The sequence below is a fragment of the Bacillus sp. EU63 genome (assembly GCF_038592915.1).
Taxonomy (GTDB): Bacteria; Bacillota; Bacilli; order Bacillales; family Bacillaceae; genus Bacillus; species Bacillus velezensis.
Genome location: NZ_CP151944.1, coordinates 1,569,430 through 1,594,509 on the forward strand (window position 1 = coordinate 1,569,430; position 25,080 = coordinate 1,594,509).

Here is a 25,080-nt window from a genome sequence, read left to right on the forward strand (position 1 = left end):
CGGCCGTTCATATAATAGGAAAAAGAACGGGCAAAGGGCGTGATACGGATGATCAGCATATCTGAATTTCAAATAAAAGATGTGGTAAACGTGTCGAACGGAAAAAAACTCGGAAGCATCGGTGATATTGATATTAACGTGACAACGGGAAAAATTCAGGCGATTATTTTAGGCGGAAGCGGAAAAGTTCTCGGTTTTTTCGGAAAAGAAGAGGAAATGATCATTCCTTGGCGAAATATAGTTAAAATTGGGGAAGATGTCATCTTAGTGCGTGTAAATGAACCAAAGGGGGGAGCGTAATCCTCCCTTCACTTGTAAAAAGCCGGAAATCTCAATGTTTCCGGCACATTTATTTATCTCATTTTTCAATCAGCCGCTAAACGTATGCTTAAAATTGTGTTAAAATGAGTGGGAAATTACGCTTTTTTAATGTTTGTCGAAAGGTTGGATCTCCATGAATACATATCACCCGTTTAGTCTTACCACCCCCTCGGCACTCATGATAGAAGACTGGAACTGTGTGAATCAGCTTAACACAAAGGTCATCGCCGGATTCACGACGAAAAACGGCGGGGTCAGCAATCCTCCGTATGAGTCATTAAATACCGGATTGCACGTCCGGGACGAAGCTCATGATGTTGTGACAAACCGTGAAGTCATAGCGTCCTTATGCGGTACTGATCTGGATTCCTGGGTGTTCGCCGACCAGACACATGAAAACCGCGTCCGGCGCGTGACAGCCGGGGATAAAGGAAAAGGAGCGAGAGACTATTCTTCCGCATTCCGCGGGACGGACGGGCTCTACACGAAAGATGCGAATCTTTTTTTGGCCCTTTGTTTTGCGGACTGTGTGCCCTTGTATTTTTATGACCCGGTGAAATCCATTATCGGCGCTGCCCATGCCGGATGGAAGGGGACGGTCAAACAAATCGGACGCATCATGACGGAACGCTGGGTAAACGAAGAAGGCTCCCGTTTAACAGATATTCAGGCTGTCATCGGTCCGTCCATCAGCGCGGGAAGCTATACAGTCGACGACCGCGTCATCAATGAAGTGCGGGCGCTGCCTTTTACGGCTGAATCCGCCATATGCGAAACGGAAAAAGGCCAGTATCAGCTTGATTTAAAAGAGGTCAACCGTCTTCTTCTGATACATTGCGGCATTCCGGAAGAAAACATTTCAGTCAGCGGTTTATGCACTGAACGAGAGCGTGAACTATTCTTTTCACACCGCCGCGACAAAGGGAAAACGGGACGCATGATGTCCTTTATCGGAATGAAGGAGGCGTAAGATCTTGCGTGTTGCTGATCAATTACGACATATAAACGAAAGAATAAACGAAGCATGTAACAGATCGGGCCGAAGCCCCGAAGATGTTACCGTCATCGCGGTTACAAAATACGTATCAGCCGAAAGGGCTCAAGAGGCCGTTGATGCTGGTATTACAAGTCTGGGAGAAAACCGGGATGCCGAGCTTATCCATAAGCAGGAAGTCATCAAAGGCAGCCCGGAGTGGCACTTTATCGGCAGTCTTCAGTCCAGAAAGGTGAAGGCCGTCGTTGACCGTGTGTCTTATATTCATTCCTTAGACAGACTGTCATTGGCAAAAGAGATTGAAAAACGGGCGCAGCATACGGTTCGCTGTTTTGTGCAGGTGAATACTTCGCTTGAGCCGTCTAAGCACGGTTTGAAAACAGAGGAGGTCATCCCCTTTATCAGAGAGCTTTCTGAATTTAGAAACATTTCTGTAGAGGGCCTGATGACGATGGCTCCCCTGACAGACGATACAGAAACGATCAGAGACTGCTTCCGGCAATTGCGTGATATGAGGTATCAGGTGCAAAAACTGAATCAGACAAACGCACCGTGCCGGGAACTGTCAATGGGCATGTCAAATGACTATGAAATCGCTGTTGAAGAGGGCGCAACTTTTATCAGAATCGGCTCTTCATTAGTCGGAAATGAACCGGGGGGTGTAAACAAATGAGCATGAAAAATAAACTGAAAAACTTTTTCTCAATGGATGAGGAGGAGTACGAGTACGAATACATTGAAACGGAGCAGGATCATCCGGAAGAGCATGAACAGCAGAAAGATAAACAGCCTGCTTACGCTCAGAAGCCGCAGGGCAAGCAGAACGTAGTAAGCTTGCAAAGTGTTCAGAAATCCTCTAAAGTGGTGTTGAGTGAACCGCGTGTATATGCGGAAGCGCAGGAAATCGCCGATCATTTAAAGAACAGGCGGGCGGTAGTCGTCAATCTGCAGCGCATCCAGCATGATCAGGCGAAAAGAATCGTCGACTTTTTAAGCGGTACCGTCTACGCCATCGGCGGCGACATTCAGAGAATCGGTTCAGATATTTTTCTGTGCACGCCTGATAATGTCGACGTTTCCGGCACGATTTCGGAGCTTATAAATGAAGACGAACATCAGAGGTGGTAAAGCAGGATGATTCTTTATCAAATTTTTTCCGTTCTGAGTTATTTAATTTACATCTACTCGTTTGCCCTGATCATCTATATCTTTATGTCATGGGTGCCGAGTACGAGAGAAACGGCGGTCGGACGGTTTCTCGCAGCGATTTGCGAACCGTATTTAGAGCCGTTCAGAAGGATCATTCCGCCCATTGCCATGTTGGATATATCCCCGATTGTAGCGATTATCGTGCTTCGGTTTGCCACGACGGGACTTTGGGGCCTATACCGCATGATCGCAATGTATACTTGAATGCGACAGTTTGATACGGGCTTGGCACCAGCCAAGCCTCTTTACATAGAAAGGAAAGAACATGAGCGATATTTACCAGCACTTCAGACAAGACGAGCGGCCTTTTATTGATCAGGCGCTTGAATGGAAACAGATTGTCCTGGACCAGTATCGGATGAAGCTGACTGATTTCTTAGATCCCAGAGAACAGGTGATTGTAAAAGCCGTTATCGGCGACGCCTGCGGTCTTGCGTTTTTCGGAGGATATGACAGAGCTGAGCGCAAACGCGCGATTTTATACCCTGAATATATGGAACCTGAACAGGATGATTTTGAGCTTCGGGCTTTTGACGTTCAATACGCTGAAAAATTCGTCAGCATTGACCACCGCTCTCTTCTCGGATCATTAATGGGGATCGGCTTAAAGCGGCAGAAATACGGCGATCTGATTTTCTCAGAGGAAGCCGTGCAGCTGATCGTCTCCGGTGAAATCGCCGATTTTGTCAGCACTCAGCTGACCAAAGCGGGCAAAGCGCCGGTAAAGCTTGAGAAAATCGAGCTTTCCGCTCTTCACATTCCCGCTTCAGATGTCGAAATAAGGGATGACACGGTTTCTTCATTGCGTCTCGACGCCGTCTGCGCTTCAATGAGCAGGCAATCCCGTCAGAAAGCGCAGGCGCTTGTGAAAAACGGCCTCGTTAAGGTGAATTGGAAAGTCATTGAAGATCCGTCTTTTCAGGTTGCTGAAGGGGACATGCTCTCGATTCGCGGCTTCGGACGATGCAGTTTGGCAAAAGTTGACGGAAAAACGAAAAAAGACAAATGGAAAGTTACATTTGAACGGCAAAAATGAGTCGTTTTTTCAGTTTTTTTCTCCATCTGTGCCGTATTTGTTTTATAATGTGAACTAGATAACCGTACTGAAATGTAAAAATGGAGGTGGCAATATGCCATTAACGCCGAATGATATCCATAACAAAACGTTTACAAAAGGTTTTCGCGGATATGATGAAGATGAAGTAAATGAATTTTTAATGCAGGTCAGAAAAGATTACGAAATCGCACTCCGTAAAAAAACGGAGCTTGAGGCGAAAGTGAACGAGCTGGACGAAAAAATCGGCCACTTTGCCAATATCGAAGAAACGCTGAATAAATCAATTCTCGTAGCCCAGGAAGCCGCAGAAGACGTAAAGCGCAACTCGCAGAAAGAAGCGAAGCTGATCGTCCGTGAAGCAGAAAAAAATGCTGATCGCATCATCAATGAGTCGCTTTCCAAATCAAGAAAAATCGCAATGGAAATCGAAGAGCTGAAAAAACAGTCTAAAGTCTTCAGAACACGTTTCCAAATGCTGATTGAAGCGCAGCTCGATCTGCTGAAGAACGATGATTGGGATCATCTGCTGGAATACGAAGTCGACGCGGTATTTGAGGAAAAAGAATAATTTTCTGATTTTCTTGACATTCTCCGGCCCGTTCGAATATAATACGTTCATAAATTCAGATGAAAAGACGATTGAAAGGGACCGGCATGACTCAAAACAGGCTATAAAGCGACCCGGGGAAGGTGAAAGCCCGGGATGGCCGGAATCATGCAGATCAGCCCTTTAGTTTCCTTTCTGAACCGAGAGTAGGAAAGGACGTTCCATCACGTTACGATGTTCGAGAGGAAAAGACGGATGATCCGTTTTTTCTAAAAGGGTGGTACCGCGAGATAAGCTTTCTCGTCCCTTATGGGATGAGAGGGCTTTTTTTATTTTCTGAAAAATGTTGTGGAGGAATGAAAATGGATTACAAAGATACGCTGTTAATGCCGAAAACAGATTTTCCGATGCGCGGAAATCTGCCAAATCGTGAGCCGGACATGCAAAAAGACTGGGAGGAGCAGGACATTTACCGTCTTGTTCAAGAACGGACGAAAGACCGCCCGAAATTCGTGCTGCATGACGGACCTCCTTATGCAAACGGAGACATCCACATGGGCCATGCCCTGAACAAAATCCTGAAAGACTTCATCGTCCGCTATAAATCAATGAGCGGCTACAACGCACCGTACGTGCCGGGCTGGGATACGCACGGACTGCCGATTGAAACGGCGCTGACGAAAAACAAAAAAGTCAACCGGAAAGAAATGTCAGTAGCGGAATTCCGCAAACTATGCGAAGAGTACGCTTGGAAGCAAATCGAGGGACAGCGTGAGCAATTCAAACGTCTTGGTGTCCGCGGTGACTGGGAAAACCCATACGTGACATTAAAACCGGAATACGAAGCGCAGCAGATCCGCGTATTTGGTGAAATGGCAAAACGAGGCTACATTTACAAAGGCCTTAAACCGGTTAACTGGTCACCTTCAAGTGAGTCTGCTCTGGCTGAAGCCGAGATCGAATATCAAGACAAACGTTCAGCATCTATTTACGTCGCTTTTGGTGTAAAAGACGGAAAAGGCGTTCTTGAAAACGGCGAGCGCATCATCATTTGGACAACAACGCCTTGGACAATTCCGGCGAACCTCGGAATCTCAGTGCACCCTGATCTTGAGTACAGCGTGATTGCAGTAGGTGAAGATCGCTTTGTCGTAGCAAGTGCCTTAGTCGAAAATGTTGCATCGGCATGCGGATTTGATCAGTATGAAGTGACAAGAACGGTCAAAGGGAAAGAACTTGAGAACATTATCGCTGAACACCCGCTATATGGCAGAGACTCTCTCGTTATGCTTGGTGAACACGTAACAACTGATGCCGGAACAGGCTGTGTTCATACAGCGCCAGGACATGGGGAAGATGACTTTATCATCGGCCAAAAATACGGTTTAGATGTGCTTTGCCCGGTTGATGAAAAAGGTGTAATGACAAGCGAAGCTCCTGGGTTTGAAGGCATGTTCTATGATGATGCAAACAAAGCGATCACACAGCAGCTCGATGAAAAAGGAGCACTTGTGAAGCTTGAATTCATTACTCACTCTTATCCGCATGATTGGAGAACCAAAAAACCAACCATTTTCAGAGCGACAGCGCAATGGTTTGCGTCTATTAAAGATTTCAGATCAGACCTGCTGGATGCCATTAAAGAAACCAAATGGGTTCCTGAATGGGGTGAGCAGCGTTTGCACAACATGGTTCGGGACCGCGGAGACTGGTGTATTTCCAGACAGCGTGCGTGGGGTGTGCCGATTCCGGTATTTTACGCTGAAAACGGAGAACCGATTATTACAGATGAAACCATTGAACATGTTTCTGAATTGTTCAGACAGCACGGATCAAACATTTGGTTTGAAAAAGAAGCAAAGGATCTTCTTCCGGAAGGCTTTACGCATCCTGGCAGCCCGAACGGCACATTTACAAAAGAACAGGATATCATGGATGTTTGGTTTGATTCAGGCTCTTCACATCAAGCAGTGCTTGAAGAACGTGATGACCTCGTTCGCCCGGCTGATTTATACCTAGAGGGATCTGACCAATATCGCGGCTGGTTTAACTCTTCTCTTTCTACAGCAGTAGCCGTAACAGGAAAAGCGCCGTATAAAGGTGTGCTCAGCCATGGGTTCGCACTGGATGGAGAAGGACGCAAGATGAGTAAATCAATCGGTAACGTTGTTGTTCCGGCTAAAGTCATGAAACAGCTTGGTGCCGACATCTTAAGATTATGGGTATCGTCAGTGGATTATCAGGCGGACGTTCGCGTGTCTGACGCCATTCTGAAGCAGGTTGCGGAAGTATACCGGAAAGTCCGCAACACGTTCCGCTTCCTTCACGGCAACCTGTTCGATTTCAATCCAAGCGTCAATGCCGTTGATGTAAAAGATCTCCGCGAAGTGGATCAATATATGCTGATCAAGCTGAATAAGCTGATTGATAAGGTGAAAAAAGCGTACGATGAATATGAATTTGCGGTTGTTTATCACAGCATTCACAATTTCTGTACGATCGAGCTCAGCTCCTTCTATCTTGATTTTGCAAAAGATGTTGTGTACATCGAGCATGCGGATCATCCGGACCGCCGCAGCATGCAGACCGTCTTTTATGAAACGCTGCTGGCTTTAGTGAAGCTGACGGCGCCGATTCTCCCGCATACGGCGGATGAAATGTGGTCTCACTTATCATTTGTTGAAGAAGCAAGCGTGCAGCTGACAGATATGCCGGAAACCATTGCTGTTCCGGACAGTCAAGCGACAGAAGAAAAGTTCGACCGCTTCATGGAGCTTCGAAACGACGTGCTGAAAGCTTTGGAAACAGCCCGTAACGAAAAAATTATCGGAAGATCATTGGAAGCGAGCCTGACTTTGTATCCGAACAAAGAAAACCGCGACCTCTTGTCATCCATTAAAGAAAACATCGCGCAGCTGTTTATCGTCTCAGAACTGACAGTAAAAGACGAAAGTGAAGCGCCTGAAAACGCGCAAAGTTTCACAACAGGAAAAATGACCGTAGAAAAAGCGGAAGGCCAGATGTGTGAACGTTCCCGCGTCATTTCTAAAGATGTCGGAGCCAATCCGAAATATCCGACATTATCACTGCGCAATGCGGAAATCGTTGAAAAATATTATCAAAAATAATAAATGGGAAAGCGCCTGGTGTCAGCCGGGCGCTTTTTTACATGCCACTAATGTCATCGATTAGAACGACAGGAAAAATCTTATGGGCTTCAAATGGCGCTCTGGGGGCAACAATAAAGCCATAACATCAAGAGCAGGAGTTGTGATGAATGAATGATCAACTGACCGCAATCCACACGGAGCTTCTCATGATGAAAGAAGAACTTCAATCAAGATTATTCGAATATTCTTGCTTTCAAATGTCAGCATCTGTTGAACCTTCAATGAACGACCAAGAAGCAACTCTGATCTATCATATAAAAGAAGAACTTCAGGACGTTCTTCTTGCCCTGTCTAAGTTTGAAAACAATACGTACGGTTATTGTGAAAAAACAGGCGCCCCCATTCCGATTGAAAAACTTGCGGTGTTGCCGACGGCCAGAACCGCTGATGATTTTTATTATCCCGCTCAATTTGAAAAGAAAACCCTTCCATATTGGGAACCCGGAGATTATGCATATGATCAGGCGCTGTATGAGTGACAGCGTCTGTTTGCATGCGCTTATGATCTGCCTTTACTCTGGCATCTTTTACTGATAAAATTCATAAAGGATAAAAGTAACTGTATACTGGAGGAACGTGTGTGCTTTATTATCTTATCGCTCTTTTTATTATTATTGCCGACCAATTGACCAAATGGCTTGTCGTCAGCCATATGGAATTGGGACAAAGCATACCTGTCATCGATCAGGTGCTTTATATCACATCTCATCGCAACACGGGAGCGGCGTGGGGTATTTTAGCCGGCCAAATGTGGTTTTTCTACGTCATTACCATCGCCGTGATTATCGGAATCGTTTATTACATACAGCGTTATGCAAAAGGGCAGATGTTACTCGGAATTTCTCTCGGCTTAATGCTGGGCGGTGCGGCCGGAAACTTTATTGACCGGGCGGCGCGCCAGGAAGTGGTGGATTTTATTCATGTCATCATCGTGGATTATCACTATCCGATTTTTAATATCGCGGACTCCTCACTGTGCGTCGGTGTAATACTTTTATTTATTCATATGCTGTTTGACAGCGGGAAAAAGAAGGAGCAATAACATGAATCAATTTGAGATAACCGTTCAGCCTGAACAAAAGAGCGAACGGATTGATAAATTTTTGGCTTCAACGGGAGAAAACTGGTCACGCACTCAAGTGCAGCAATGGGTAAAAGAGGGACTGGTATCCGTTAACGGCAAATCCGTAAAAGCGAATTATAAAATGCAGCCCGGCGATCAGGTAAACGTCACCATTCCTGAACCGGAAGAATTGGACGTGCTTGCAGAACCGATGGATTTGGACATTTACTATGAAGACCAGGATGTCTTGGTTGTGAACAAACCGCGGGGCATGGTTGTACACCCGGCGCCCGGCCATGTGACAGGGACGCTTGTAAACGGACTGATGGCTCACTGCAACGACCTTTCCGGCATTAACGGCGTCATGCGCCCGGGAATCGTCCACCGGATTGATAAAGATACTTCCGGTCTGTTAATGGTCGCTAAAAACGATATGGCGCATGAATCACTCGTTAATCAGCTCGTCAATAAAACCGTGACCAGAAAGTACACAGCGGTTGTCCACGGGATGATTTCACATGATGACGGAACGATTGACGCTCCGATCGGGAGAGATAAAAAAGACCGTCAAAGCATGACCGTAACAAGAGAAAGCAGCAAAAACGCCGTCACGCATTTCCACGTGCTTGAGCGTTTTCAAGATTTCACGCTCGTAGAGTGCCGTCTTGAGACCGGAAGAACGCATCAGATCCGTGTTCATATGAAATATATCGGGTTTCCTTTGGCGGGCGATCCGAAATACGGACCGAGAAAAACCGTTGATTTTAACGGTCAGGCGCTTCATGCCGGAATATTAGGTTTTGACCATCCGCGGACGGGCGAATACATTGAGTTTGAAGCGCCCCTTCCTGAAGATATGAAAAAACTCATTGAAGATTTAAGAAATAGCCGTTGACAGCGAGTTTCTTTTCTGAAATAATAAAAACAAGCTGAATAGATTCTTTAACACAGTCCAGAGAGGCTGAGAAGGATAACGGATAGGACAGAAGAGATACGCATGTGTCTTCGTCCTGGAAAGGAACCCCTCTATGCTCTGGCAGGAGGGGTTTTTTCTTCTTATATACGAATGGAGAGGTGTCACGAGTGAATCAAAAAGCTGTTATTCTCGACGAACAGGCGATCAGAAGGGCGCTCACAAGGATAGCCCATGAAATGATCGAACGGAATAAAGGAATGAATGACTGCATTCTTGTAGGAATTAAAACAAGAGGCATTTATTTAGCGAAGCGGCTGGCCGAGCGAATCGAACAGATTGAAGGGAATCCGGTCACCGTCGGGGAAATCGATATCACCCTTTACCGTGACGATCTCACGAAAAAAACGAGCAATGAAGAGCCGCTTGTAAAAGGCGCGGACATTCCGGCCGATATCACAGACCAAAAGGTCATTGTGGTTGATGATGTGCTTTATACCGGCCGGACGGTGAGAGCTGCGATGGATGCCCTCGTTGATGTCGGGCGGCCGTCATCGATACAGCTTGCCGTGCTTGTCGACAGAGGGCACCGGGAACTGCCGATCAGAGCGGACTATATCGGGAAAAACATTCCGACCTCAAAAGCTGAAAAAGTGATGGTTCAGCTGAGCGAAGTTGATCAGACTGATATGGTCGCCATTTATGAAAATGAATAATCACCCTTTTTAAATGCATTCCAGAGAGTTTGCAAAGAGGATTTTAAAACACAAAGCCGGGCGGATCGACGCGGCCGGGTTTTGTATGCCTCTTTGCGCAAAAAGCAAAGAGGTTTTTTTATACCATTTGAAAGTCAACCGGGAGGAAAACGCCATGAGTAAGAAAAAAGTAAACCTGGGAGTCAGGGACGTCCCCAATCCATTGTCCTGGCTGTCATTCAGCCTGCAGCATTTATTCGCCATGTTCGGCTCAACCATACTCGTGCCGAAACTGGTCGGAATGAGCCCGGCTGTGGCGCTTGTCACGAGCGGAATCGGGACACTCGCCTATCTCTTGGTGACAAAAGGCCAGATTCCCGCTTATCTCGGCTCATCATTCGCCTTTATATCACCGATTATCTTAGTGAAGGCGACGGGAGGGCCGGGGGCTGCCATGGTCGGCGCTTTCCTGGCGGGAATTGTGTACGGCCTGATCGCACTTCTCATCAGGCAGCTTGGAACGGGGTGGCTGATGAAGCTGCTGCCCCCGGTGGTCGTCGGGCCGGTCATCATCGTCATCGGCCTCGGACTGGCAAGCACAGCCGTCAATATGGCAATGTATGCTGATCCGAATGCGAAGGAACTCGTCTACAGCTTGAAACATTTCAGTGTAGCCGGCGTCACTTTGGCAATCACCATTATCTGCGCCATCTTTTTACGAGGATTTTTAAGCCTGATTCCGGTATTGATCGGCATTATAGGCGGATATCTGTTTGCGCTGACACAGGGCATCGTCAATTTTCAGCCGGTCATTGATGCAAAGTGGTTCGCCGTTCCTGAATTTATCATCCCTTTCAAAGACTATACGCCGTCAGTGACATTGGGCATTGCGGCTGCGATGGTGCCGGTCGCTTTCGTGACGATGTCAGAACATATCGGCCACCAAATGGTGCTGAGTAAAGTCGTCGGACAGGATTTCATTAAAAAGCCGGGACTGCACCGCTCCATAATGGGGGACAGCGTAGCGACGATTATCGCTTCGTTAATCGGCGGCCCGCCGACGACAACATACGGCGAAAACATCGGTGTACTGGCAATTACGAGAGTTTTCAGCGTTTTTGTCATCGGCGGCGCGGGTGTGATTGCGCTGTGCTTCGGATTTATCGGAAAAGTTTCAGCGCTGATCAGTTCTGTTCCGTCCGCGGTTATGGGAGGCGTTTCCTTCCTGCTCTTCGGAATTATCGCCTCCAGCGGCTTAAGAATGCTGATTGACAACAACATTGATTATGAAAACAAGAGAAATTTAATTATCACGTCCGTCATCCTCGTGATCGGCGTCGGAGGGGCTTTTATTCAAGTATCAAAAGGTGGGTTCCAAATATCCGGCATGGCGCTTGCGGCAATTGTCGGAGTCATCCTGAACCTTATCCTGCCGCATGCAAATGAAGAAGACGCGATTGCATCAGAAAAACAAAATCATATGTAAACCTTTTAAAGAAAGTCCAGAGAGGCTTGGAAGGGTTATAACGGGAAGAAGCTGTACGCCGCTTCTCTCTTTAACCGCACCCCGAGTCTATAGACCGGGGTGTTTTTTTACGGCCTTCAAGCGGAAACGGAGGAGAAAAATATGAATCATTTAACGGCAATGTCTGAACTGAGCACTGCTGAAATTACAGAACTGCTGCGTGAGGCAAAAGCGATAAAAGAGGGAACAGTCCGCCCCGATCTCGCGGGGAAATTCGTTGCGAATCTGTTTTTTGAACCGAGCACGAGAACGCGGTTCAGCTTTGAAGTGGCGGAAAAGAAACTCGGAATGAACGTGCTCAGCTTAGACGATACGAGCACAAGCGTTCAAAAAGGCGAGTCCTTATATGACACGGTCAAAACACTGGAATCAATCGGAGCGGACGCCTGCGTCATCCGGCACAGCACGGATGAATATTACAAAGATCTGACCGGCAGAGTCAATATTCCGATCTTAAACGCCGGCGACGGCTGCGGCCAGCACCCGACTCAGTCATTGCTCGATTTAATGACGATTCAAGAGGAATTTGAGTCCTTTCAGGGCCTGACGGTTTCCATTCATGGCGATATCAAACACAGCAGGGTGGCAAGGTCGAATGCCGAGGTGCTGACAAGGCTCGGCGCACGCGTGCTGTTTTCTGGTCCGCCGCAATGGCAGGATGAGAAAAACGCCTTCGGCACCTGTGTTCAGACGGATGAAGCCATACAAGCTTCAGATGTCGTCATGCTGCTCCGCATCCAAAATGAAAGGCATCAGACAGAAGCCGACCAAAAAGGCTACCTGGAAGCATACGGGCTGACCGCAAAGCGGGCGGGGAGCATGAAGCGGCATGCCATCATCATGCATCCCGCACCGGTGAACAGAGGAGTCGAAATTGACACAACATTAGTGGAATGCGGAAAATCAAGAATCTTTAAACAAATGGAAAATGGCGTGTATATCAGAATGGCAGTCTTAAAAAGAGCACTGCAAACCAATGTGAAAAGGGGAGAAGCGGCTTATGTCTTATCTCATTAAAAACGGCTGGATGTTAAATGAACAGGGAGAAAAAGTGGCACAGGATATCCGGGTAACGGGTGAATTCATTACGGAAACCGGGCTTCTGACAGCGAAAGACGGAGAAACGGTGATCGACGCTGAGGGACTGTTCGTTTCACCGGGGCTCGTAGACCTTCATGTCCACTTCAGAGAACCGGGCGGCGAGAAAAAAGAAACCATTGAGACGGGCTCTAAAGCCGCGGCGCGGGGCGGTTTTACTACAGTCGCAGCCATGCCGAATACAAGGCCGGTGCCGGATACGAAAGAGCAGATGGAATGGCTGCAAAACCGGATCAAAGAAACCTCATCTGTCAGGGTCCTTCCTTACGCATCAATTACGATCAGACAAATCGGCGAAGAAATGACAGATTTTGAGGCGCTTCATGAAGCGGGCGCATTCGCCTTCACCGATGACGGCGTCGGCGTTCAGACGGCAGGAATGATGTATGAAGCCATGAAACGGGCGGCTTCAATGAATAAAGCGATTGTCGCTCATTGTGAGGATAACTCGCTTATTTACGGCGGAAGCGTGCATGAAGGATCTTTTTCAAAAGCGAACGGCCTGAACGGCATACCTTCCATTTGTGAAGCGGTACATATCGCCCGTGACGTCCTGCTGGCGGAAGCGGCGGGCTGCCATTACCATGTGTGTCATATCAGCACGAAAGAATCCGTCAGAGCCGTAAGAGACGCAAAAAAAGCGGGAATCCGCGTGACGGCGGAAGTGTCGCCGCACCACCTGCTGCTTTGTGACGAAGATATCCCGGGACTTGATACCAATTTTAAAATGAATCCGCCCCTTCGCAGCAAAGAGGACAGAGAGGCGCTGATTGAAGGGCTTTTAGACGGCACGATTGATTTCATCGCCACTGACCATGCGCCGCATACAGAAGAAGAGAAAAACACGGATATGAAGCTTGCGCCTTTCGGTATCGTCGGTTTAGAAACAGCCTTTCCGCTTCTGTACACACATTTTGTGAAAAACGGGACGTGGACGCTGAAGCAGCTGGTTGATTTCATGACGGTAAAACCTTGCGAGGCATTCGGTCTTCCGTACGGAACGCTTGCACCGGGGGCGCCGGCTGACATTACCCTGATTGATCTGGAAAAAGAAGCGGCCATTGACAAAGATACATTTTTATCTAAAGGAAAAAATACGCCATTCAACAAGATGAAGTGCTTCGGCTGGCCTGTTGCAACGATGGCTGCCGGTAAGCTTGCATATGAAGAAGGGAGACTCGTCAAATGAAAAGAAGACTAGTGCTGGAAAATGGAGCGGTATTTGAGGGTGAAGCATTCGGGAGCCTGGAACATACCGCGGGTGAAGTTGTATTCAACACGGGAATGACCGGTTATCAGGAAATTTTATCAGACCCTTCTTACTGCGGGCAGATCGTGACGCTGACGTATCCTCTGATCGGCAACTACGGAATTAACAGAGATGACTTTGAATCCATCACTCCTTTTGTAAAAGGGCTGATCGTAAAAGAACTGTGCGAGCTGCCTTCCAACTGGCGTTCGGCTTACACGCTTGACGAGTATTTGAAAATGAAAAATATCCCCGGCTTACAAGGGATTGACACGAGAAAGCTCACAAGAATGATCCGCACGGCCGGCGCATTAAAAGGAACGTTTGCTTCAAGCGAGGAGAATGTCGGTGAGGTTCTTGCAAGGCTGAAAGAAACGGAACTGCCGAGAAATCAAGTCGCTCAAGTATCTGCGAAAACGGCATATCCGAGTCCGGGCCGCGGCAAACGCATCGTACTCGTCGATTTCGGTATGAAGCACGGCATTTTAAGAGAGTTAAACAAAAGAAAATGCGATGTCATCGTTGTGCCGTACAATGTAACGGCGGAAGAAGTGCTTCAGCTCAAGCCGGACGGCATCATGCTTTCTAACGGACCCGGAGATCCGAAAGATGTGCCGGAAGCCATTGAAATGATAAAAGGCATACTCGGGAAGGTGCCGTTATTCGGAATCTGCCTCGGCCACCAATTATTTGCGCTGGCATCCGGAGCGGAAACGGAAAAAATGAAATTCGGACACAGGGGTTCCAATCATCCGGTTAAAGAGCTTGCGACAGGGAAAGTCGCTTTAACCGCCCAAAACCACGGATATACAGTTTCTTCAATAGATGAGACAGAGCTTGAAGTGACGCACATTGCGATCAATGATCAAACGATCGAAGGACTCAAGCATAAAACATTGCCGGCATTTACGGTTCAGTACCACCCTGAAGCTTCACCGGGGCCGGAAGACGCCAATCATTTATTTGACAGATTCATTGACTTGATCGAAACAACTGAGAAAGAAGGGGAAGCGGTATGCCAAAACGCATAGATATTAAAAAGATTTTAGTGATCGGATCAGGCCCGATTATTATCGGACAGGCGGCGGAATTTGATTATGCGGGCACACAGGCGTGTCTCGCTTTAAAGGAAGAAGGCTATGAAGTCATTCTCGTCAACTCGAATCCGGCAACGATTATGACGGATACGGAAATGGCTGATCGGGTATACATAGAGCCGCTGACGCCGGAGTTTCTCACGCGTATTATCAGAAAAGAACGGCCGGACGCCATCCTGCCGACTCTGGGAGGACAGACCGGACTGAACCTTGCCGTCGAGCTGTCTGAACTCGGGGTTCTTGAGGAATGCGGGGTGGAAGTGCTCGGCACAAAGCTGTCCGCCATCCAGCAGGCGGAAGACCGCGACTTATTCCGTACGCTGATGAATGAGCTGAATGAACCGGTGCCGGAAAGTGAGATCATCCGCACTTTACAGGAAGCCGAGGAATTTGTCGGCCGGATCGGGTTTCCGGTTATCGTGCGCCCCGCTTACACATTAGGCGGAACGGGCGGCGGCATCTGCTCGAATGAAGCGGAACTGAAAGAGATCGTCGAAAACGGATTAAAACTCAGCCCCGTCCATCAGTGCCTTCTGGAAAAAAGCATTGCCGGTTACAAAGAGATCGAATATGAAGTCATGAGAGACAGCAGAGATCACGCGATCGTCGTCTGCAACATGGAAAATATCGATCCGGTCGGCATCCATACGGGCGACAGCATCGTCGTTGCCCCGAGCCAGACTTTGAGCGACCGGGAATATCAGCTTTTGCGCAATGTTTCATTAAAGCTGATCCGCGCGCTCGGCATTGAAGGCGGCTGTAATGTTCAGCTCGCGCTCGATCCCGACAGCTTCCAATATTACATTATCGAAGTGAATCCGCGGGTGAGCCGCTCATCTGCCCTCGCTTCAAAAGCGACGGGTTACCCGATCGCAAAGCTTGCGGCGAAAATCGCAGTCGGGCTTTCTCTTGATGAAATGATGAATCCCGTAACGGGAAAAACATATGCGGCTTTTGAGCCCGCGCTTGACTATGTCGTTTCTAAAATCCCGCGCTGGCCGTTCGACAAATTTGAGTCGGCAAACCGCAGGCTCGGGACGCAAATGAAAGCCACCGGAGAGGTCATGGCCATCGGACGCACCCTTGAAGAATCGCTGTTAAAGGCGGTCCGCTCACTGGAAGCCGATGTCTATCACCTGGAACTGAAGGATGCGGAAGAGATTTCGGACGGACTTTTGGAAAAACGGATCAGAAAAGCCGGGGATGAACGCCTGTTTTATCTTGCTGAAGCGTTCAGAAGAGGCTATACAGTGGAGCAGCTTCATGAGTTTTCCGCAATTGACGTATTCTTTTTGCACAAGCTCTGGAAGCTGGTCGCTTTTGAAACAGAGCTGAAAGCGGAAAAAGGCAGCCTCGCCGTCCTTCAGACAGCGAAGGAACTCGGTTTCTCCGACAAATATATCAGCCGGGAATGGAATATGCCGGAACAAGAGCTGTACCAAATGCGAAAAGAAGCAGACATCAAGCCTGTATATAAAATGGTGGATACATGCGCGGCGGAATTCGAATCAGAAACCCCGTACTTCTACAGCACATATGAGGAAGAGAACGAATCTGAGGTTACTTCAAGAAAAAGCGTCGTCGTCCTCGGTTCCGGGCCGATCCGTATCGGACAGGGCGTCGAATTTGACTATGCGACCGTTCATTCTGTCTGGGCGATCAAGCAGGCAGGCTATGAAGCGATTATTATCAACAACAATCCTGAGACGGTGTCCACTGATTTCAGCATATCAGACAAACTGTATTTTGAACCGCTGACGGTTGAAGATGTCATGCACATCATTGATTTGGAACAGCCGGAAGGCGTTGTTGTCCAATTCGGCGGGCAGACGGCGATCAATCTTGCGGAAGAATTGAGCGCCCGCGGCGTCAAAATTCTCGGCACATCACTTGAAGATTTAGACCGTGCGGAAGACCGGGATAAGTTCGAGCAGGCGCTTGAGGCGCTGAATGTGCCGCAGCCGCTCGGAAAAACCGCCGTGTCGGTGAACGAAGCTGTCAAAATCGCCGCATCCATCGGCTATCCGGTACTTGTCCGCCCTTCGTATGTGCTCGGCGGCCGGGCGATGGAAATCGTCTATCACGAAGAAGAGCTGCTTCACTATATGAAAAATGCGGTCAAAATCAACCCGCAGCATCCGGTGTTAATCGACCGTTATCTGACGGGGAAAGAAATCGAAGTCGATGCCGTATCTGACGGCGAAACAGTCGTTATTCCGGGAATTATGGAGCATATCGAGCGGGCCGGCGTCCATTCAGGGGATTCAATCGCCGTATATCCGCCTCAGTCTTTAAGCGAAGACATAAAGAAAAAAATCGAACAATACACTGTAGCCTTGGCAAAAGGCCTTAACATCATCGGGTTGCTGAACATCCAGTTCGTACTTTCGAAAGGCGAGGTGTATGTGCTTGAGGTAAATCCGCGGTCAAGCAGAACCGTGCCGTTCTTAAGCAAAATCACAAAAATCCCGATGGCGAACCTGGCGACAAAGGTCATTCTCGGCCAAAAGCTTGCTGATTTCGGCTATCAAGAGGGGCTGCAGCCTGAACAGCAGGGGGTATTCGTGAAAGCGCCTGTCTTCTCATTCGCGAAGCTGAGAAGAGTGGATATCACGTTAGGCCCTGAAATGAAGTCGACGGGAGAGGTCATGGGCAAAGATTCAACCCTGGAAAAAGCGCTCTATAAAGCGCTGATTGCTTCTGGCATTCAAATCCCGAACTACGGCTCAGTGCTGTTGACTGTTGCCGATAAAGATAAAGAAGAAGGACTGCTGATCGCCAAGCGGTTCCACGCCATCGGCTATAAAATCTTGGCAACGGAAGGAACGGCGGCTTATTTGAAAGACGCTCAGATTCCGGCTCAGGTCGTCGGAAAAATCGGCGAAGAAGGGAAAAATCTGCTCGATGTCATCAGAAACGGCGAAGCGCAATTTGTCATCAATACGCTGACAAAGGGCAAACAGCCGGCCAGAGACGGCTTCAGAATCCGCCGCGAATCCGTTGAGAACGGAGTCGCCTGCCTGACATCTTTAGATACGGCCGAAGCCATTTTGCGGGTATTGGAAAGCATGACATTCCGGGCGGATCATATGCCTGCATCCGAAACCAATCAAAAGGCGGCAGTCACGATATGAAAAAAGCGCATTTGACTGTTCAATCCAACTTAGAGATTGCCGACAGGATTTATAAGATGGTGCTGAAAGGAGAGCTTGTCCGGCACCTTACCGAGCCGGGTCAATTTCTTCATCTGAAGGTGAGTGACGCGGTCACGCCGCTATTAAGAAGACCGCTCAGCATTGCGGACGTCAATTTCGCCGCGAATGAAGTATCCGTTATCTACAGAGCTGACGGTGAGGGAACGCGTCTTTTGTCCGAGAAAAAAGAGGGCGGCAGGATAGACGTTCTCGGCCCTCTCGGCAACGGATTCCCCGTCCGGCGGATTGAACCCGGCAAAACCGCGCTGTTAGTCGGAGGCGGAGTCGGGGTTCCGCCTTTGCAGGAACTATCAAAGCGCCTGACGGAAAAAGGCGTAAACGTCATTCATGTGCTTGGATTTCAATCAGCAAAGGATGTTTTTTACGAACAGGAATGTCGTGCGTACGGAGACACCTATGTGGCGACGGCTGACGGAACATATGGAGAGAAAGGATTTGTCACCGATATCATCCGTGAAAAGCAGCTCGAATTCGATGTCCTGCTAAGCTGCGGACCGACACCGATGCTGAAAGCTCTGAAGCAGCAGTACGGCCATAAAGAGGTTTACCTTTCGATGGAAGAGCGGATGGGCTGCGGCATCGGGGCCTGCTTCGCCTGCGTGTGCCGCACGGGTGAAAGCGATACATCCTATGTAAAGGTCTGCCTTGACGGGCCGGTATTTAAAGCTGAGGAGGTGGCGCTGTAATGTTAGAAGTGAATCTGCCGGGTCTCCAATTGAAAAATCCGATCATCCCCGCTTCCGGATGTTTCGGTTTCGGGAAAGAATATGCCGGATTTTACGATTTATCATGTCTCGGAGGCATTATGATTAAAGCAACGACGAACGAAGCCCGCTTCGGAAATCCTACGCCGAGAGTGGCGGAGACAAGCGCGGGAATGCTGAATGCCATCGGACTGCAAAATCCCGGGCTTGAGCATGTGCTCAATCATGAGCTGCCTTGGCTCGAACAATTTGACACGCCGATTATCGCAAATGTCGCCGGTTCTCAGGTGGACGACTATAAAGAAGTGGCCGAGCACATCAGCCAAGCGCCGAATGTGCATGCGCTTGAGCTTAACATTTCATGTCCGAATGTCAAAACGGGGGGGATTGCTTTTGGCACTGATCCCGTCATGGCGGCCGAACTGACAAAAGCGGTGAAAGAAGTTTCCGCAGTGCCTGTGTATGTGAAGCTTTCGCCTAATGTCGCAAACATAGCCGAAATTGCCAAAGCGATTGAAGCGGCCGGTGCTGACGGTCTGACGATGATTAATACACTCATCGGGATGAGGCTCGATCTCAAGACGGGACGGCCGATCTTAGCAAATAAAACGGGCGGACTGTCAGGCCCGGCGATCAAACCGGTCGCCATCCGGATGGTATACGAAGTCAGCCAGGCCGTTCAAATCCCGATTATCGGGATGGGCGGCGTTCAGACCGCAGAGGATGCATTAGAATTTCTTCTTGCGGGAGCGAGTGCGGTTGCCGTCGGCACGGCGAACTTCGTCAATCCGTTCGTCTGCCCGGAAATCATAGAACAGCTCCCCCGTGTGCTGCGCCAACACGGCTTTCAATCTGTAAGTGAATGCATCGGAAGGAGCTGGAAACATGAAAAACAACCTGCCCATCATCGCGCTTGATTTTGCATCAAGGGAAGAGACTTTAACGTTTTTAGACTTGTTTGAAAAGGAAAGGCTTTTTGTCAAAACGGGGATGGAACTTTTTTATCAGGAAGGCCCCGCCATCATTCACCAATTAAAAGAACGGAACTGTGATATATTTTTAGATTTAAAGCTTCATGATATCCCGACTACGGTCAATAAAGCGATGAGGCGGCTTGCCGGCCTCGGCGTTGATCTCGTCAATGTGCATGCGGCAGGGGGCGCACGCATGATGCGCGCGGCCCTAGAGGGGCTTGAAGAAGGCACGCCGGCAGGCAGAAAACGACCGTCTTTAATCGCGGTGACTCAGCTGACCAGCACTTCAGAGCAGGTGGCGAAGGAAGAGCTTCTGCTGCATAAGCCGCTGTTAGAAACGGTTGTGCATTACGGCAAAATGGCGGAAGAGTGCGGGCTGGACGGAGTGGTATGTTCGGTACATGAAACAAAAGCCATTTATGAAGCGGTCCGGCCTTCATTTCTGACAGTCACACCGGGCATCCGCACGGCCAGTGACGCAGCTGACGATCAAGTCCGGACGGCGACTCCGTTATTTGCGAAAGAAAACGGGTCGTCAGCCATCGTCGTGGGCCGCTCAATTACAAAAGCGGAAAACCCCGTTAAAGCATATGAAGCAATTAAACTGGAATGGGAGGGCGTTCGCCGATGAAACAGGCTATCGCAAAACATCTATTACACATTGAAGCTGTCTTTTTACGCCCGAATGAGCCGTTTACGTGGGCGAGCGGCATTTTATCACCGATCTATTGTGACAACCGTCTGACATTGTCGTATCCAAAAGTGAGAAATGATGTGGCGGACGGGCTCGGAAAACTGCTGAAAGAGCATTTCCCCGAGGCGGAGATGATCGCGGGCACTGCAACGGCGGGCATTCCGCATGCTGCGCTTCTCGCAGACCGTACAGGCGCGCCGATGTGCTACGTCAGAAGCAAACCGAAAGCGCACGGCAAAGGAAATCAAATAGAAGGCGCCATTAAGAAAGGACAAAAAACAGTCGTGATTGAAGACTTGATTTCTACCGGGGGCAGCGTGCTTGAAGCTGCGGCGGCCCTTCAAAGAGAGGGCGCGGAAGTTCTCGGCGTCATTTCCATTTTTACATACGGACTGCCGAAAGCAAAAGAAGCCTTTAAAAAAGCGGGTCTTCCTTATTACTCGTTAACGGATTATGACACGCTGATTGAAGTCGCGCTTGAAAACGGAACGATTCATTCAGCTGACATTGAAAAACTGAAATCATGGAAATTAAATCCCGAGTCAAAAGATTGGTTTAAAAAATAATGACAATAAAAACAGGCCTCAGGGCCTGTTTTATTATTCCTATCAAAAAACTCGGGTTGACTTCTGTTAGAATTGTGCTAAAATTTAGTACAAATCTAAAAAGCTTATCAAGAGCGGCTGAGGGACTGGACCGATGACGCCCGGCAACCTGCGTGAATTGCAAGGTGCCGCATCCAGAAAAATGCACAGCATTTTGAAGATAAGGGCTATACCGGGTCACTGTCTTTCATTCCGCTGGATTGAAAGTTTTTTATATGAAAAAAAGATTGAGGGATAAGACAACCGGCAGAAAACAACAGCTGTTTGATTGTCTCCGGGAGGAGGAAAGAAAAAATGCTAACGTATGACACATGGGAAGAGCCGGCGATTACATTTCCGGAAGACGATTCCTATAAAGGCGCGCTGTCCGTTTTAAAATGGGCATACGGCCACTACGGAGACCAGCTTGTTTACGCGTGCAGCTTCGGGATTGAAGGCATCGTCCTGATCGATTTAATTTCTAAAGTAAAGAAAGACGCGGAAATCGTGTTTCTTGATACGGGTCTTCACTTTAAAGAAACATATGAAACGATTGAAAAAGTGAAAGAGCGTTACCCGGGGCTGAACATTATCCTGAAAAAGCCAAGCCTTACTCTTGAGGAACAGGCCGAGGCTCACGGAGATAAACTGTGGGAAAGAGAACCGAACCAGTGCTGCTACATCAGAAAAATTCTGCCGTTAAGAGAAGCGCTCGCGGGGCATCCGGCATGGCTGTCCGGTCTTCGCCGGGATCAAGGGCCGAGCCGGGCGAATACGAATTTCCTGAATAAAGACGACAAGTTTCAATCGATTAAAGTATGCCCGCTGATCCATTGGACATGGAAAGACATCTGGAGATATACTTCCAAGCATGAGCTGGATTACAATATCCTCCACGATCAGGGGTATCCGAGCATCGGCTGTGAACCGTGCACTTCACCTGCATTTACCGCGGAAGATTTGCGGAGCGGCAGATGGAACGGCATGGCGAAAACAGAATGCGGACTGCATGAATAAAGGAGCTGCACGATGGAATTAGCCGCTATTTTATTCTGCCTGTTTTTTGCCATGAATATCGGAGCCAGCGGAGCCGCGGCTTCAATGGGAGTCGCTTACGGGTCCGGCGCCGTTAAAAAGAAAACGTATGCGCTGATCATTTGCGCGGCCGGAGTCCTGTCAGGGGCGGTTATCGGCGGCGGAGAAGTCGTTAAGACGATCAGCGGCGGAATCATTCCCGAACAAACCATTACGCTCACCATTGTCTGCATTATTATCGGATCGGCGGCGCTATCGTTATTCACGGCGAATGTGCTCGGCATTCCGCTGTCGACGAGTGAGGTCACTGTCGGGGCGATTGTCGGTGTCGGCGTCGCGTACAAAGTATTGTTTTTACAGCATCTTTTGGTCATCGTGAGTTTTTGGGTGCTCGTACCGTTCGTCGCGTTCTGTTTCACGTTTCTCGTCTCGAAGGTATTCAGTTCTCTGAATATTCGAGTCATTTCGAATCGGAAACAGAAGATTTTAGGGATTGTGCTGCTGATTGCGGGGTTTTGGGAAGCTTTTTCAGCCGGAATGAACAATGTCGCAAATGCGGTGGGCCCTTTGGTTGCTGCGGGCGTGCTCAGCGTGTCCAAAGGAACGCTGTACGGAGGCATCTTTGTCGCTCTCGGCGCTCTGCTTTTAGGACGTAAAGTGCTTGAAACCAACGGGAAAAAGATTACGAGATTTTCAGCCGGAGAAGGCATACTGCTTTCAGGAACCGGCGCGGGGCTTGTCATTATCAGTTCCGTCTTCGGTCTGCCGGTCCCATTGGCGCAAGTCACATCATCATCAATTATCGGCATCGGAATGGCCAAAAACGGGCCGAACGTTTTTCATAAAGAAGTCGTGAAAACGATGCTCAAAGTATGGGTCGTTTCGCCGTTTTTGTCACTGTCGATTTCGTATCTGCTTGTCTCCCTGCTGTTAAAAGGAGATTACTATTCCATCTTTATGATGGCCAGCGTGCTTTTGGCAGCTGGCGGAGCCGCCAGTCTGATGAAAGCCATCCGAAAAGAGAAACGCTCTGTCCATGAACAAGGCGGAGGCATTTAACTATTAATCTGAGTTTATTTATCTGTTAACTGGGAGGAGTCATGTATTATGAGTTTAGCACCGCACGGAGGAACATTAATTAATCGGGTGAATGAGCAGTATGATCTTACATCCGTCCAAAAAGAAATTGAGCTTGATTTGATTTCGTTCGCTGATTTAGAGCTGATCGGCATCGGGGGGTACAGCCCGATTGAAGGATTTTTCACAGAAAAAGATTACGTGTCAGTCGTTGAAAATATGCGTCTGGCATCCGGGGTTGTCTGGTCCTTGCCGATCACGCTTCCGGTCGATTCAGAAAAAGCGGCTGAGCTTGCCGTCGGCGACACGGTGAAACTGACTTACGGCGGAGAAACATATGGCGTCGTCGACATCGAAGATATTTATACGCCGGATAAACAAAAAGAAGCTGTTCACGTATATAAAACCGATGATGCCGCGCATCCGGGCGTGAAAAAATTATTTTCACGCGGCGATACGTATATCGGCGGGCCGATCACATTAGTTAAAAAAGCGTCAAAGCAGTTTCCCGAGTTTACATTTGAACCTGCCGATACAAGACGAAGCTTCGAAGAAAAGGGCTGGAAAACCATCGTCGGTTTCCAAACGAGAAATCCGGTTCACCGCGCCCACGAATATATCCAAAAAACCGCGCTTGAGACGGTTGACGGCCTGTTTTTGAACCCGCTCGTCGGTGAAACAAAATCAGATGACATTCCGGCGGATGTCAGAATGGAAAGCTACCAGGTGCTGCTCGATCATTATTATCCGAAAGACCGTGTTTTCCTCGGCGTATTTTTGGCGGCAATGCGGTATGCGGGGCCGAGAGAAGCCATTTTCCACGCGCTTGTCCGCAAAAACTACGGCTGCACGCATTTTATCGTCGGCCGCGATCATGCCGGCGTCGGTGATTACTACGGCACATATGAAGCGCAAGAGCTGTTTGATCAATTTACAGCGGATGAACTCGGGATTACACCGATGAAATTCGAGCACAGCTTCTTCTGCCGGAAATGCGGCAACATGGGAACGGCCAAAACATGCCCGCATGACAGAGAAGACCACGTCATTCTGTCAGGAACAAAGGTTAGAGAAATGCTGCGAAGCGGCGTCATGCCGCCGGCGGAATTCAGCCGTCCTGAAGTTGTCGAGGTGTTGATTAAAGGGCTGAAAACGAAAGAAGAATCAGGCGTTTCTTAAGGAGGAAAATAGAGTGACAAATCGTGATATCGTGTGGCATGAAGCCTCAATAACGAAAGAAGAATACCAGCAGAAAAACAAGCATAAAAGCTCTATCCTCTGGCTGACGGGCTTAAGCGGTTCAGGGAAATCCACGATTGCAAACGCCGCAGCGCGCGAGCTGTTTGAACAAGGCTATCAAGTCATCGTGCTTGATGGTGATAACATCCGCCACGGCTTAAACAAGGACTTAGGTTTTTCCGATGATGACCGCAAGGAAAATATACGCCGAATCGGGGAAGTGGCGAAGCTTTTCGTTCAGCAGGGAACCATCGTCATCACGGCTTTTATTTCTCCGTTCCGTGAGGACAGAGATCAGGTGAGAGAGCTTGTGGCAGAGGGCGAATTTAATGAAATCTATGTGAAATGCGACCTCGATATATGTGAAAAACGCGATCCGAAAGGTTTATATAAAAAAGCAAGAAATGGTGAAATTCCGTTCTTTACGGGGATCGACTCACCGTATGAAGAGCCGAAAGCGCCTGAGCTCGTACTTGATTCAGGCAAATGTGAACGCGAAGAATGCACCGGAAGACTGGTTGACTTTGTGAAAAACAGCTTAGCATAATAGGTCCAAAAAGGCCGCGCAATCAACCGGATATCCCCCCTAATGGCGGGATATGGTAAAATAGCTGAAGTGC

25 protein-coding genes, 1 riboswitch and 1 other annotated feature are annotated in these 25,080 nt (G+C 48.6%); all 25 genes read left to right on the forward strand.

Features of this window, described 5'->3' with window-relative positions:
- Window positions 1-48 precede the first annotated feature (48 nt).
- The 25 genes from NYE38_RS07910 (at window position 49) to cysC (ending at window position 25,007) form a co-directional block, all read left to right on the forward strand.
- The gene (locus NYE38_RS07910; RefSeq protein WP_003154415.1) at window positions 49-300 is read left to right on the forward strand and encodes a YlmC/YmxH family sporulation protein; all 252 of its coding nucleotides are present in this window, start codon (window positions 49-51) and stop codon (window positions 298-300) included.
- 154 nt (window positions 301-454) lie between these two features.
- Window positions 455-1,291 (forward strand): peptidoglycan editing factor PgeF, encoded by an 837-nt coding sequence (pgeF, locus tag NYE38_RS07915; protein ID WP_014304972.1) that lies wholly within the window; start codon window positions 455-457, stop codon window positions 1,289-1,291.
- 4 nt (window positions 1,292-1,295) lie between these two features.
- The gene (locus NYE38_RS07920; protein WP_017417740.1) at window positions 1,296-1,988 is read left to right on the forward strand and encodes a YggS family pyridoxal phosphate-dependent enzyme; all 693 of its coding nucleotides are present in this window, start codon (window positions 1,296-1,298) and stop codon (window positions 1,986-1,988) included.
- Window positions 1,985-2,443, forward strand: a complete 459-nt coding sequence (sepF, locus tag NYE38_RS07925) for a cell division protein SepF (protein WP_007409719.1) — start codon at window positions 1,985-1,987, stop codon at window positions 2,441-2,443. Before NYE38_RS07920 ends, sepF begins: the two co-directional genes overlap by 4 nt.
- A 6-nt stretch (window positions 2,444-2,449) precedes the next feature.
- Complete coding sequence (locus NYE38_RS07930; protein ID WP_003154408.1) at window positions 2,450-2,728, forward strand: YggT family protein; 279 nt, start codon at window positions 2,450-2,452, stop codon at window positions 2,726-2,728.
- Between the two features lie 61 nt (window positions 2,729-2,789).
- On the forward strand, window positions 2,790-3,560 hold the full coding sequence (locus NYE38_RS07935) for an RNA-binding protein (protein WP_017417741.1): 771 nt from the start codon (window positions 2,790-2,792) through the stop codon (window positions 3,558-3,560).
- A 94-nt stretch (window positions 3,561-3,654) separates the two neighbouring features.
- Window positions 3,655-4,149 carry a septum site-determining protein DivIVA gene (gene divIVA, locus NYE38_RS07940; protein ID WP_003154406.1) on the forward strand — a complete coding sequence of 165 codons (495 nt, stop codon included), beginning with the start codon at window positions 3,655-3,657 and terminating at the stop codon, window positions 4,147-4,149.
- 61 nt (window positions 4,150-4,210) lie between these two features.
- Window positions 4,211-4,439 (forward strand) — a binding site (T-box leader).
- 51 nt (window positions 4,440-4,490) lie between these two features.
- Complete coding sequence (gene ileS / locus NYE38_RS07945) at window positions 4,491-7,256, forward strand: isoleucine--tRNA ligase (RefSeq protein ID WP_110085515.1); 2,766 nt, start codon at window positions 4,491-4,493, stop codon at window positions 7,254-7,256.
- Between the two features lie 149 nt (window positions 7,257-7,405).
- Window positions 7,406-7,777, forward strand: a complete 372-nt coding sequence (locus tag NYE38_RS07950; protein ID WP_003154399.1) for a TraR/DksA family transcriptional regulator — start codon at window positions 7,406-7,408, stop codon at window positions 7,775-7,777.
- Between the two features lie 101 nt (window positions 7,778-7,878).
- Window positions 7,879-8,340 carry a signal peptidase II gene (gene lspA, locus NYE38_RS07955; RefSeq protein ID WP_003154398.1) on the forward strand — a complete coding sequence of 154 codons (462 nt, stop codon included), beginning with the start codon at window positions 7,879-7,881 and terminating at the stop codon, window positions 8,338-8,340.
- Window position 8,341: 1 nt separating this feature from the next.
- Window positions 8,342-9,256, forward strand: coding sequence for an RluA family pseudouridine synthase (locus NYE38_RS07960; protein ID WP_063636627.1), 915 nt, complete (start codon window positions 8,342-8,344; stop codon window positions 9,254-9,256).
- A gap of 188 nt (window positions 9,257-9,444) precedes the next feature.
- Window positions 9,445-9,990 carry a bifunctional pyrimidine operon transcriptional regulator/uracil phosphoribosyltransferase gene (gene pyrR / locus NYE38_RS07965; RefSeq protein ID WP_003154392.1) on the forward strand — a complete coding sequence of 182 codons (546 nt, stop codon included), beginning with the start codon at window positions 9,445-9,447 and terminating at the stop codon, window positions 9,988-9,990.
- A 154-nt stretch (window positions 9,991-10,144) separates the two neighbouring features.
- A complete protein-coding gene (gene pyrP, locus NYE38_RS07970) occupies window positions 10,145-11,455 on the forward strand; it encodes a uracil permease PyrP (protein WP_007409727.1) in 1,311 nt (436 codons plus the stop codon).
- A 141-nt stretch (window positions 11,456-11,596) separates the two neighbouring features.
- On the forward strand, window positions 11,597-12,511 hold the full coding sequence (locus NYE38_RS07975) for an aspartate carbamoyltransferase catalytic subunit (protein WP_017417745.1): 915 nt from the start codon (window positions 11,597-11,599) through the stop codon (window positions 12,509-12,511).
- Entirely contained in the window at window positions 12,495-13,781 is a 1,287-nt protein-coding gene (locus tag NYE38_RS07980) for a dihydroorotase (protein ID WP_017417746.1), read from the forward strand. Before NYE38_RS07975 ends, NYE38_RS07980 begins: the two co-directional genes overlap by 17 nt.
- Entirely contained in the window at window positions 13,778-14,872 is a 1,095-nt protein-coding gene (locus tag NYE38_RS07985; protein WP_007409730.1) for a carbamoyl phosphate synthase small subunit, read from the forward strand. The genes NYE38_RS07980 and NYE38_RS07985 overlap by 4 nt, the downstream gene beginning before the upstream one ends.
- Window positions 14,857-18,072 carry a carbamoyl-phosphate synthase (glutamine-hydrolyzing) large subunit gene (carB, locus tag NYE38_RS07990; protein WP_237586718.1) on the forward strand — a complete coding sequence of 1,072 codons (3,216 nt, stop codon included), beginning with the start codon at window positions 14,857-14,859 and terminating at the stop codon, window positions 18,070-18,072. Before NYE38_RS07985 ends, carB begins: the two co-directional genes overlap by 16 nt.
- A complete protein-coding gene (locus NYE38_RS07995) occupies window positions 18,069-18,839 on the forward strand; it encodes a dihydroorotate dehydrogenase electron transfer subunit (RefSeq protein ID WP_063636628.1) in 771 nt (256 codons plus the stop codon). The genes carB and NYE38_RS07995 overlap by 4 nt, the downstream gene beginning before the upstream one ends.
- Window positions 18,839-19,774: a dihydroorotate dehydrogenase gene (locus NYE38_RS08000; protein ID WP_017417749.1), complete on the forward strand. Its 936-nt coding sequence runs from the start codon at window positions 18,839-18,841 to the stop codon at window positions 19,772-19,774. The genes NYE38_RS07995 and NYE38_RS08000 overlap by 1 nt, the downstream gene beginning before the upstream one ends.
- On the forward strand, window positions 19,743-20,462 hold the full coding sequence (gene pyrF / locus NYE38_RS08005) for an orotidine-5'-phosphate decarboxylase (RefSeq protein ID WP_063636629.1): 720 nt from the start codon (window positions 19,743-19,745) through the stop codon (window positions 20,460-20,462). The genes NYE38_RS08000 and pyrF overlap by 32 nt, the downstream gene beginning before the upstream one ends.
- Window positions 20,459-21,091, forward strand: a complete 633-nt coding sequence (pyrE, locus tag NYE38_RS08010) for an orotate phosphoribosyltransferase (protein WP_007611309.1) — start codon at window positions 20,459-20,461, stop codon at window positions 21,089-21,091. The genes pyrF and pyrE overlap by 4 nt, the downstream gene beginning before the upstream one ends.
- A gap of 101 nt (window positions 21,092-21,192) precedes the next feature.
- Window positions 21,193-21,297, forward strand: a riboswitch (SAM riboswitch).
- A 127-nt stretch (window positions 21,298-21,424) separates the two neighbouring features.
- Window positions 21,425-22,126, forward strand: a complete 702-nt coding sequence (locus NYE38_RS08015) for a phosphoadenylyl-sulfate reductase (protein WP_003154369.1) — start codon at window positions 21,425-21,427, stop codon at window positions 22,124-22,126.
- Between the two features lie 12 nt (window positions 22,127-22,138).
- Window positions 22,139-23,203: an inorganic phosphate transporter gene (locus tag NYE38_RS08020; RefSeq protein ID WP_012117522.1), complete on the forward strand. Its 1,065-nt coding sequence runs from the start codon at window positions 22,139-22,141 to the stop codon at window positions 23,201-23,203.
- 48 nt (window positions 23,204-23,251) lie between these two features.
- Window positions 23,252-24,400: a sulfate adenylyltransferase gene (sat, locus tag NYE38_RS08025; protein ID WP_063636630.1), complete on the forward strand. Its 1,149-nt coding sequence runs from the start codon at window positions 23,252-23,254 to the stop codon at window positions 24,398-24,400.
- Window positions 24,401-24,413: 13 nt separating this feature from the next.
- Entirely contained in the window at window positions 24,414-25,007 is a 594-nt protein-coding gene (gene cysC, locus NYE38_RS08030; RefSeq protein ID WP_007611313.1) for an adenylyl-sulfate kinase, read from the forward strand.
- The last annotated feature ends 73 nt before the right edge of the window (window positions 25,008-25,080 follow it).

Bases quoted from the DNA above. Each gene is read 5' to 3' on its own strand.
- NYE38_RS08000 (WP_017417749.1), top strand. From the start codon at position 18,839: ATGTTAGAAGTGAATCTGCCGGGTCTCCAATTGAAAAATCCGATCATC.
- ileS (WP_110085515.1), top strand. From the start codon at position 4,491: ATGGATTACAAAGATACGCTGTTAATGCCGAAAACAGATTTTCCGATG.
- pyrE (WP_007611309.1), top strand. From the start codon at position 20,459: ATGAAACAGGCTATCGCAAAACATCTATTACACATTGAAGCTGTCTTT.
- NYE38_RS07975 (WP_017417745.1), top strand. From the start codon at position 11,597: ATGAATCATTTAACGGCAATGTCTGAACTGAGCACTGCTGAAATTACA.
- pyrP (WP_007409727.1), top strand. From the start codon at position 10,145: ATGAGTAAGAAAAAAGTAAACCTGGGAGTCAGGGACGTCCCCAATCCA.
- sepF (WP_007409719.1), top strand. From the start codon at position 1,985: ATGAGCATGAAAAATAAACTGAAAAACTTTTTCTCAATGGATGAGGAG.
- NYE38_RS07980 (WP_017417746.1), top strand. From the start codon at position 12,495: ATGTCTTATCTCATTAAAAACGGCTGGATGTTAAATGAACAGGGAGAA.
- NYE38_RS08015 (WP_003154369.1), top strand. From the start codon at position 21,425: ATGCTAACGTATGACACATGGGAAGAGCCGGCGATTACATTTCCGGAA.
- NYE38_RS08020 (WP_012117522.1), top strand. From the start codon at position 22,139: ATGGAATTAGCCGCTATTTTATTCTGCCTGTTTTTTGCCATGAATATC.
- NYE38_RS07930 (WP_003154408.1), top strand. From the start codon at position 2,450: ATGATTCTTTATCAAATTTTTTCCGTTCTGAGTTATTTAATTTACATC.
- NYE38_RS07950 (WP_003154399.1), top strand. From the start codon at position 7,406: ATGAATGATCAACTGACCGCAATCCACACGGAGCTTCTCATGATGAAA.
- pyrF (WP_063636629.1), top strand. From the start codon at position 19,743: ATGAAAAACAACCTGCCCATCATCGCGCTTGATTTTGCATCAAGGGAA.
- NYE38_RS07960 (WP_063636627.1), top strand. From the start codon at position 8,342: ATGAATCAATTTGAGATAACCGTTCAGCCTGAACAAAAGAGCGAACGG.
- NYE38_RS07985 (WP_007409730.1), top strand. From the start codon at position 13,778: ATGAAAAGAAGACTAGTGCTGGAAAATGGAGCGGTATTTGAGGGTGAA.
- divIVA (WP_003154406.1), top strand. From the start codon at position 3,655: ATGCCATTAACGCCGAATGATATCCATAACAAAACGTTTACAAAAGGT.
- NYE38_RS07995 (WP_063636628.1), top strand. From the start codon at position 18,069: ATGAAAAAAGCGCATTTGACTGTTCAATCCAACTTAGAGATTGCCGAC.
- NYE38_RS07910 (WP_003154415.1), top strand. From the start codon at position 49: ATGATCAGCATATCTGAATTTCAAATAAAAGATGTGGTAAACGTGTCG.
- sat (WP_063636630.1), top strand. From the start codon at position 23,252: ATGAGTTTAGCACCGCACGGAGGAACATTAATTAATCGGGTGAATGAG.
- pgeF (WP_014304972.1), top strand. From the start codon at position 455: ATGAATACATATCACCCGTTTAGTCTTACCACCCCCTCGGCACTCATG.
- carB (WP_237586718.1), top strand. From the start codon at position 14,857: ATGCCAAAACGCATAGATATTAAAAAGATTTTAGTGATCGGATCAGGC.
- NYE38_RS07935 (WP_017417741.1), top strand. From the start codon at position 2,790: ATGAGCGATATTTACCAGCACTTCAGACAAGACGAGCGGCCTTTTATT.